Origin of the sequence: Odoribacter sp. N15.MGS-14 (genome assembly GCF_000980245.1) — a bacterium.
Classification (GTDB): Bacteria; Bacteroidota; Bacteroidia; order Bacteroidales; family Marinifilaceae; genus Odoribacter; species Odoribacter splanchnicus.
The window spans coordinates 1-10,146 of the sequence record NZ_LARE01000083.1; the positions used below are offsets into that span (position 1 = coordinate 1).

The 10,146-nt window shown below is 46.2% G+C and carries 7 protein-coding genes; 1 reads left to right on the forward strand and 6 read right to left on the reverse strand.

All coding sequences use genetic code 11. The annotated features are described in order from the left end of the window. The 5 genes from WS34_RS13045 to WS34_RS13065 form a co-directional block, all read right to left on the reverse strand. On the reverse strand, window positions 1–1,045 hold a 1,045-nt coding region (locus WS34_RS13045), incomplete at its 3' end, for a TlpA disulfide reductase family protein (protein ID WP_046405297.1). 103 nt (window positions 1,046–1,148) lie between these two features. After that, window positions 1,149–2,636 (reverse strand): RagB/SusD family nutrient uptake outer membrane protein, encoded by a 1,488-nt coding sequence (locus WS34_RS13050; protein WP_046405299.1) that lies wholly within the window; start codon window positions 2,634–2,636, stop codon window positions 1,149–1,151. Between the two features lie 30 nt (window positions 2,637–2,666). After that, a complete protein-coding gene (locus tag WS34_RS13055; RefSeq protein ID WP_046403282.1) occupies window positions 2,667–6,257 on the reverse strand; it encodes a SusC/RagA family TonB-linked outer membrane protein in 3,591 nt (1,196 codons plus the stop codon). Between the two features lie 102 nt (window positions 6,258–6,359). Continuing rightward, complete coding sequence (locus WS34_RS13060; RefSeq protein WP_046405301.1) at window positions 6,360–7,514, reverse strand: FecR family protein; 1,155 nt, start codon at window positions 7,512–7,514, stop codon at window positions 6,360–6,362. Window positions 7,515–7,579: 65 nt separating this feature from the next. Further along, window positions 7,580–8,332 carry a sulfite exporter TauE/SafE family protein gene (locus tag WS34_RS13065; RefSeq protein WP_046405304.1) on the reverse strand — a complete coding sequence of 251 codons (753 nt, stop codon included), beginning with the start codon at window positions 8,330–8,332 and terminating at the stop codon, window positions 7,580–7,582. Between the two features lie 81 nt (window positions 8,333–8,413). Between WS34_RS13065 and WS34_RS13070 the strand changes: the two genes are divergently transcribed. Further along, on the forward strand, window positions 8,414–8,989 hold the full coding sequence (locus tag WS34_RS13070) for an RNA polymerase sigma factor (RefSeq protein WP_046403287.1): 576 nt from the start codon (window positions 8,414–8,416) through the stop codon (window positions 8,987–8,989). A 4-nt stretch (window positions 8,990–8,993) separates the two neighbouring features. Here the strand turns inward: WS34_RS13070 and WS34_RS13075 are convergent, their stop codons facing one another. Next, window positions 8,994–9,626 carry a MarC family protein gene (locus WS34_RS13075; RefSeq protein ID WP_013613536.1) on the reverse strand — a complete coding sequence of 211 codons (633 nt, stop codon included), beginning with the start codon at window positions 9,624–9,626 and terminating at the stop codon, window positions 8,994–8,996. Window positions 9,627–10,146 lie beyond the last annotated feature (520 nt).

Sequence of the window (10,146 nt, forward strand, 5' to 3'; positions counted from 1 at the left end):
CAGCATACTTGTCACTTTGGTCGTTCGATCTGTCGAAACCAACGAATTCGCCGTTCTCATCCGTGAGCGTTTTAAGTCCGCGCAAAATGTGGTGATAGTTCTGCATGCCTACTTTGCTCCCAGCGATGAAGTTTTTCCATTCGTCTTCAGAAGAATCGTTATCGGCCACACAGAAAACTTCAAATCCTTTGTCATGGTATTTGTTGTAGAGTTCCTGAATGTGGGGAAGCGAGGCAACGCATGGTCCGCACCAGGTGGCCCAGAAATCAACCAGAACAACCTTGCCTTTCAGATCACTCAGCTTTATTTCCTTGCCTTCAGGATTTCTATTTATCAGGTCGGGAGCCGGTTTCCCCGGCAGCACGGCTTCGAGGGCATCGATTTCTTTTTTAGTCCCGGCAGCTTCGGGCTGAACCTCGGGAGCAAGAGCGTCATAGAGTTCTTTCATCGTCGAGTAGTCAAGGTTTCCCTGAATCTGTACAAGAACCCAAGGAGCAACGAACGACTTGCCATTGTTACGAATAAAGTCAATGCTCGTTTGCTGCATACTTTCCCGGAGGGTTTCGAGCGAATCACGCAGGGCAGCATTGTCCGGGTCGACTTTTATCGACTCATGCAGACGAGTTATCTGTTCTGTGAACGGTTGGAGCAAGCTTTCATATGCTTTTTGCTGGTCGGTCGACAGCGAACCGGCTATGGCAGCATGAGAGAAATCCGAGCCCATAAGCCCTGAAACGACGATTTCACCCGGTTCCACAAAAAGCCCCACACGAGTTTTGTTCTTCCCGTTCCGTGGGTCGCCCATCATAAGGGTCGCCCCGATTGGAGTTTCCTGAATGCCTTCGAAAATAAAACGTCCGTTCTCGATCACAGCTGTGTCGACCGTTGCAGCCGAACGGTTGTTTGAAGTTCTGTAAAGATAGATTTCCCGACCGTCGGCATCGGAAATTTTGCCGCTTACGCAGAAATAGCCAACCGGCTTTGTGTTGCAGGCACAGAACATGGCGGTTACACCTGCAAGAAAAATGATTTTTTGTGCTTTCATTTGATTTAATTGATTTTTCGGACAAACCGGATAAGTCCGGCTTGTCCAATATTCTGTTAGACACGATTGTGGGTCCTATAGATCCGAACCGGTCGATCAATCATTAGTTTTGGGTAACCGGATAATTGTGTTCGAAATTACCGTTCTTTTCCATCAGACTCTTCGGAAACGGGAACACCCAGATGGTTGATTCCGGTTTCAACGTGTAAGTCGTACCCGAGAATGTCCAGCTGATATCCTCTTTGTAATCACTGAGCAGTGTCCAGCGTTTAAGAGTAATGAAGTCGTAGATGTTAAATACATTCTCGCCATGGGCAACTTTTCTGAGCATCTCTATGGCATCGTTTTTTGTTGTTACCGAGCCTTTCAGCGCATGATAGTCTTCCGGAAAGAAGCGGCCCACACGGATTTTGTCGAGATAGTCCATTGCGTCGTCGATCAGGTTGTTGTTGATGGCATTCTCGGCGAGAATCAGATACATCTGCGGCACGCTCAGATTTATTCGTCCGACGCGGCCATTTCCTTGTACTCCGTAGCTCATGGAACCTTCGGTAACCCCAAACATACTTTCCAACGCCCCCTTTACCACCTGAGAGGTCGTCTCCCAGCTACCCATCCACATCATGGTGTGATAGGTGGCAAACCAGTCTTTCTGAATGTTCTTCTGTTCATAACGTTCGTAGTAGCGCGGTGTAAGCCACGAGAAAAATTCGACATCGGTATCAGTAAAATAGTCTTGGGCAAGTGCCAGTTGGGGCGTCTCGAATGTTTTTACCAGAATTCCCGCACTGCTCGGTGCCTCGGTGCAGTAGTTGGCATAGTCTGATACCGAGCTGTTAACCGCAAGCGCTTTCTGTGCCTCTTTTGCAGCTTCGCCGGGCTGCTGCATATACATCAGCACATGAGCTTTGATCGCATGCGGACATGCGGCGTTGAAGCGCATTCGGTTTACAGCCGACTGCGGAAGCGCGTTCAGCTCGATCGCAGCATCGAGGTCAGCGAGAATGTATTCGTAGACCTCTTTCTGAGTAAGCTGTTCGGTAGGTTGTTTGATATCCTGTGTTTCCAGAACATATGCGATAGATTTCTCGGAGTCAGCCGTAGCCGGATCATAGGCTTTGGTAAACTTCACGGCAGCGAACCAGTGGAAATAGGCGCGGATCGTCAGAGCTTCGGCTTTTAGTGCCGTTTTCTTTTCTTCGGAACCTGTCGCGGCATCCACAAGACTCAGAATAGGATTGGCAACTGTTCCGATATAGTTGTAGCAATTTGCATAATAACTGTCGCTCGAAGTCAGGTCTACCTGTTCCAAAGCATGCCCCGCCTCGTCGTATTTCAGAAGGATCTGGGTTGTTGTCTTAACCGGATTGGCAAGAACAGTCCCTACGTTGCCGGGATAATACTGTACCGAACCGCATACACGCTGAATATCGGCAATTCTGATATTATACTCCTGGTTGAGAAGCATCTCGAGCTGGTCAGTGGTGGAGAGAAGGTTCATTCCTTTCTGGTCGATTTCTGTGAAATCGGAACAGGAACTAAGCACCGAAGCTCCCACCAGAAAAAGACCTACGATATATCTTGTTTTCATTGTCATGTCAAAATTAAATATTACTAAATGTTAGAGACTCAGGTTCACGCCGAACATATACGATGCCTGTTTACGGATTCCGAGTGTCTCGGGGTCGATTCCGGCGTTGTTCTTAATCCAGAGGGCTTTCGGGTCGTTGATCTGAAAACGGAGTGAAATCTTACTGATACCGACTTTTTCCGTTAGGTGCTCAGGAAGATCATAACCGATAGTTATATTACGGATTTTCAGGAAATCAGCGTCATAGAGACAGTTTGTCGCCGTACGACATTCACTGCCCAGTGACGTAGAGGCATATTCGCCGATACCCGGAACATCGGAATGGTTTTCGGGAGTCCAGGAATTGAGATAGACAATGTTCAGCGGACTGTCCCATGACGATTCGAACACTTCCGATTTGGGCTGGGCGAACATTTTGTGGCCACCGTAGTAGACAAGGAGAAATCCGAGACTCAAGCCATTCCAGCGCAGCTGATTATCCATTCCGACGATCGCTTTCGGATCGGACTGACCACCGAATTCAAGAACGTCGACGCTAGCACTACTTGCGTTGTGCGATGTGTTGCCATTCTCAACGTAATACATCGACTGGCCCACCAGACCCGGCCGGTCATCGATCCCAGCGAAACGATAAGCCCATAGCGCATTTACGGGATAACCGGTCTTATAAGGTAAGCTGACGAGATCATAGGCGCGAGTGGCAGGATTCTCCACTTCGAGAACCTTGTTCTTATTGTAGGTTACGGTGAGGTTGGTTGTCCAGCTGAATCCACGGCGGTTTCCGGGAACAAACCAGTCATAGCCGATGGCAAGCTCAATACCATTGTTCCGGATTGAGGCCACGTTGGCAACCATCGATGAGAAACCGGTTGTCGGGTCAAGAGTGATCGGGGCAAAAATATCCTTACCGGTCTTCACGTAATAGTCGAGCGATCCACGCAAACGATAGCTCATAAAACCGTAGTCGAGACCGACGTTGGTCGTCCGGTTCTGCTCCCAGCGCAAGTCAGGATTGGCGGGCGATGAAATAGAGGCGACAGGCAGATTGGTCGTTGAATTTATGTCGCCCGACGATGCCGTCATGTGAGAGGTAGCACCTTGATAGATATTACCGGTAACACCGTAGGAGAAACGGAGTTTCAGGAAATCCATCCAGGACAGGTCGCGGAGGAAACTCTCGTTGTGGGCGTTCCAGCCTATACCTACCGACCACAGGGGTCTGCCACGGAACTTGGCGTCGAGACCGTAGATGTCGGCATAGTCTTTTCGAAACGAACCGAAAATGTTATATTTGTTATCATAGGTGTAGGTTGCGTTGAAATAACCCGAACCATAGCGATGGCGAACTTCTTTCACGATTCCCATTCCGTTTTCAAGATAGGGTGTGAACGCGAACTGGTTGCACGGGAAAGGAGAGCCGTTCATTTGAAAGTAAGGCGAATTGCTCATCTGCGATAAAGTTCCGAAATCAACAGTATGGGTAGCACTGCTTTGAAGCTGTTCGTCATATCCGAGAACAAGCGATTTGTCACCACTGGTTTTCGTCTCCCGGAATTCCAGACCAGCGATAGCCGAAATCTCGTGCTTGCCGAAAGTGTTGGTGTAGTTCAGCTGGCCACGGGCAGTCCAAAAGTTTCCGCTGGTATGAGTAGTCTGAAGAAATCCACCGGTTTCGGGAGTCATATAAACGAGCTTGTGGCTCTCTGTATCCATTTTGGCGTACGCATTCTTGATTGTGCGTGCGGCGTGACTCTCCTGTGTCGCATGTTGCTGGACGTTCTGAGAGTTGACTTCATATACGAACTGGGTCTGAGCCGTAAGTCCGGGGATAATCTTAAAGAGAAGATCGCCATGGTAGCGCATTTCCTGACGGCGCGTCTTTGTCTGGTTATCCCTAAGCTCGTCAACGAGGTTGAATCCGAGATCTTCCATGCCTTCCTGAAGGGGCATGTATTCATTGCCGCAGTACCATGAATAGAGTTTCTTAACGGAGCCGTCGGCATTATAGAACGACTGATACTGGGCATAGGAGAACGGGTCGAGATTAACGTTGTAATCGTTGCCATACTGCTTTATATTGGCGTATACGCCGTTTACCGAGAATGTGGCCACGAGCCATTTTGCAAGGTCGCAACTACCTTTGTAGTAAACGTTGAGCCAGTTGCTCTTATGCTCTATGATGCCCATGTTGTCAGTGCGATAGTTTATCACTAAGTTGTTGCGGAACTTGTCGGAACTACCACGGAGCGAGAGGTTATACTGCTGCATGACCTGGCGACGATAGATGTTGTCGGCGAAATCCTGTGCGAAGTTGTTTTTCGACAAATCAGCGAGAATGTTGTCGAGTTCGGAGCGACCGATATTGCCCGCCGCGTGCTGATACCAGGCATAGGCCACGGGGTTTATCTGAGCGCCGTCGGTAATGTTCTTTCCGAAATTCTCTATGACTTTGTCCCGGGTCATACTCGGATCGTCGGCATACTTGCGGTTGAAATAATAGTCATAGTATTCGCTGGCGCGTTCCACCTGTTCTTCGGCGTTCATCAGGAAGTTATCATGATAATCGACATTCTTGTTTTCATACAAGGTTATGTTTGCCTGGAAGTCAATGTCGATCTTGCCTTTGTTACGGGCATTCTTGGTTGTTACAACAATGATTCCGTTTGCGGCGCGCGCACCGTAGATAGCCGACGCTGCAGCGTCTTTCAGAACGTTCACCGAAGCGATGTCATAGGGATTGAGGTCTTCGATAGAGCCTTCGACCGGAAGACCGTCCACAACGAGCAACGGAGCCGATTCGCCATAGAGCGTACCCGTTCCGCGGATAATCGGTTTGCCGCCGTAGGTCGACAGACCGGCAACGCGAGCCTCAAGATTCTGGATAAGATTCGGAGTGTAACGGTCACTAAGTTTTTCGGAGGAGATGGTGGTTACCGCCCCGGTCATTTTCTCTTTCTTGACTTCCTGGTAACCGGTAACGATAACTTCTTCCATTTGAGACACATCTTCCAGCATGACAATATGTAACACTTGCTGACCGCTTAAGACTACTTCTTGCGTTTTCATCCCCACAAACGAAAATACAAGCGTCAGTCCCGATTCCTCCGGCACTGTCAGAGTGAAATTTCCATCCACATCACTCACCACTCCCACGGCAGAACCTTTCAGCAGAATGGTTACTCCCGGCAACGGACGTCCCTCTTTGTCTTTTACATTCCCGGTAAGGGTGATTTTTTTCTGAGGAACATCAGGTTGCCTGAATTTCGGAGAAATCACAATGATATTGTCTTCCAACCGATACCATAAACCTGTATTTTTCAGGCATACAGCCATAATCTGTCCAAGATCACAATCTTGCATATCTACACTTACCTTTCCGGTCCGTTGTAACATTTCATTACTGTACACAAAATGATACCCCGTCTGTTCAGTCAGTTTTTCAAACACTTCCTGCAAGGAAACCTCGTTTACCGAAATACTGATTTTTACTTGTGAAAAAGCATTGCCATAGACAGTAGAAAATCCTATCAGAAGGAAACAAAACAGCAATTTCATAGTCAACCACATTTTCCAAACTACACCGGAAGCTTTTCCGACATCGGATTCTTGATTTTTTTTCATAGATTTGTCGTGTTTTAATTAAGTGAATAATGACCCTTCGCCAAAAGGGCGTTATTTATTATCGACAGGAAAGTGTTAGCGCGCTTTCCTGTTTTTCTTGAGTCAATCCCGTCTCACCACAACCGTCCGGCCTTTTACTTCAAATTTCACACAAGCCGCATATTCAATGATTTCCAACACCTTATCCATATTTTCGTATTTCGGTAAATTAGCTGTCAAATGTAAATTCCGGATTTCATCGTGCATGACAAACACTTCGACATCATACCAGCGTTCCAGGTCTTCCAATACCTCCCCTAATAATTTATTTTCATATACAAAACGGTGCTCCTTCCAACCGACATAATTCATGACATTCACAGAAGCCACCCGCAGTCCTTCATCAGTTTCGACGGCCTGTTGGCCGGGCCTGATGACAACCTGCTGCCGATGCCAATTGACAGCCACCTGCCCTTCTATCAAAGTCGTCTGACGCTTAACGCCGGGGTAAGCCGACACATTAAACGAGGTACCCAGCACCTTTACTTCCATATCCCCCAAAACGACTGAAAAAGGTCGCTTCACATCTTTCGTCACTTCGAAGTAAGCTTCCCCCTTTAACACCACTTTCCGCTGATCTGCTGAAAAATGGTCCGGATACATCAATTCCGATGCAGCATTCAACCACACCCGGGTACCGTCGGCCAAAACCAATTTGTATTCTCCTCCACGGGGTACCGACAAAGTATGCCATTGTATCCTTTTACCGTTTTCCTGTTCATGATAAACCAGTTGTTTTCCATCATTTACAAAATTCTCGCCTTTCAATTGCTGGCATCCCCTATCCACTTCTAAATCCACGCGACGTCCATCCGGTAAGACCAACTGCGCTTTTGAACTACCTGGACGAATAGTTTCAACCATCGAGACAGGCTGCTCAGATTTTCCGGTATTTTTATATTTTATCATCCAGGCAAGCCCTATCGCTATCAGTACCAATGCAGCATACGGCAATAAATACCAGAAAGGAACACGCTTCCTCCGTTTCATCGCTACTTTCACCCGTTTCCAATCTTTCCGGGAGTCGTATTTCATATATTCTTGCCATTCTGTTCCTTGATATGAACGGGCCCCGAGGCTTTCATAAAACGAGCGGTTGTCTGCACTCTCTTCCAACCATTCTTCCAGTTCAGTCATTTGCTGTTTATCTGCTTCTCCGTGCCAACAAAGCAAAATCAAACGGGCAATTTCCTGAGGAGTATATTTTTTAGAGGTCATCTTTTCTTCATTTTCTATTAAAACCGGTGAAAGAAGCAAAAGGATGACAAAAGATGAAAAAATAATCAAAATATTCCGAAAAGTTTTAGAGCGACCATTACTAATGCAAGCAATAAAATATAACGTATGTACTTCGCTCCCCATTTCACACTCAACCGGGTCCCGATCCAGGCCCCCGCCATGTTACCGCAAGCCAGAATCAAACCGGTACGCCAATCTACCAAATCATACCAGACAAAAATAATGAGTGCCCCGAAAGTATAGATCAAGATAAGCAATACTTTCAAAGCATTTGCCTTGAGTAAATCGTAGCCACATCCCAATACCAAACCACCCAGCATAAAAAAACCGACACCGATTTGTATAAAACCGCCATAGAAGCCGATCCCCCAAAATATCAAAAAACGTACCCAGGGATGCCGGGCTTTTGCTTTTTCAATATTAGATTTCACCCAGGTATTGGGATCCAGCAAAATCATAAAAAACATCACCACCAATAACCCCCCGATCATTTTTTGTAAAACGGCAGCCTGGATGTCGACAGCCGTAAAAGCTCCTAAAATACTTCCCAAGGTAGTGGGGAGCAGTAAAGGATAATCCGTTTTAAAATTCAATATTTTCTTCTGTCGAAAAGTAGCTGTCGAAACGATATTTTGCAGAAAAATAGCCACCCGGTTGGTTGCATTAGCCACATGGGGCGGCAAACCGAGAAAAATCAAAAACGGAACCACCAACATCGAACCACCTCCGGCGAACATATTGATAAACCCGGAAGCAAAACCCAATAAAACGAGATATAACATGCTGTTATCATTCATGGAATTCAAAATTAATGGTTTTATTAGAGAAAATTCTAAGATAAAGTCATAAATTTGATCGTCGAATTATCAGAACCAGACATGAATCCGGAGATCACAGATCAAACGCTCGTTTTACAACGACTCAAAGAGGGCGATGAAAAAACTTTCGAATTGTTATTTCATCGTTATTACGCCGCATTATGCTTTTTTGCCAATAAAATATTAAAAGATGAAGAAGCAGCAAGAGATGTCGTTCAGGAAGTGTTTATTCGTTTCTATGAGAAAAGCTATGATTTCCCAAACCTGATCGCTCTGAAATCATTCTTGTACAGCTGTGTACAATCCAAAGCCCTGAATGCTTTGGAGAAGCAAAATACCCGGACATTTTTAAAACAACGTCTGGACACTCCCAAATATGAAGAAGCCACCTATTTCCGCCACCAGATCGAAGCGGAGATATTCGAGGAAATTTTTGCTGCCATTGAAGAATTGCCTTCCGAATGCCGGCGGATTTTCAAAATGAGCTACCTGGAGCACATGGACATCCGGGAAATTACAGAAAAATTACAAATTGCCGAATCTACTGTAAAAACACAACGCCAACGGGCAAAACAATATCTCCGCAAACGCTTAAAAAACTTGTACACTTTAGTTATTTTCCTATTTTTCGAATAAAAGATCAGCCTACCGAACGCAAAATATCGATCACGATCGGTTTTAGCCCGCTAAAGAAAAATTCGACAGCAATCACCATCACGATCAGCCCCATCAACCGCATCATCACGTTATTGCCGGTTTCGCCGAGTATCTTGATAATCCGGGAGGAACTTCTTAAAATAAGATATACCAAAGTAATCACCACAGCTACGGCGATGACCATAATCATTTTGGTTTCCCAATCGGTAGCTTTGTTCCACATAACGATTGCGTTGGTAATCGCACCAGGGCCACATAACATCGGAATAGATAAAGGCGTGATCGAGATATCGTTGACATAACTCTTCACTTCCGATTCTTTCACCTTGGTTTTCACCAAACGGGCTTGCAACATATCCATCCCCATAATCAAGAAGATGATTCCTCCGACAATCCGCAGACTATCGATGGAAATACCGAAAAAACGGAATAACAAATCGCCTGAAATAGCAAAAAACATCATGATGAGAAAAGAGACCAAAGAAGCCCGGCGGGCCACTTTTCTACGTTCTTTTTCATCCAGCTCCATCGTCATGGTCATAAAAACCGGCATCGCTCCTAACGGATTGATCAACGTAAAAAACGAGGTAAAACAAAGTAATCCAAATGTAAACATCTCTATTCTATTTTATCGTGAAGAGCCGTATCCGTCTTCTTCTTTCAGTGCGACAAGATAACGTTTTTTATTGTTTTTTATAAATATAAGGTAGAATTATTTTGTTACTTATTCGTCTTCGGTGTTCGTGTTTGGAGACCCGGTCGCTTCTGTCGGTCGTCTACCTTTTTCTTTCACTGACCGGCGGAACTCCTCACTACGTTCGTCAGACACCACCGGTCGGGCGTTCAGAAAAAGCAAGACGACACTCGACAGAGCTCCAATGGTCTCCAATCCCGATCACCTCCGACTTACGTTATCACTGAATTGCAGACTAATCTTGATTTGAGAAATACCATTCTCCCCGAAAATAAGCCGAACAGTCCGGTTTCCTATGGCTGTAAATTTCCGCTTGTATTTTCTTTGCCGGTTAGCTCTGCCGTGAGATGCAGGGTTTTATGGCGGAAGACCATTGGAGCAGGAACGAGTGTCCGGTTAGGTTTTCCGAACGCCCGACCGGTGGTGTCTGACGAACGTAGTG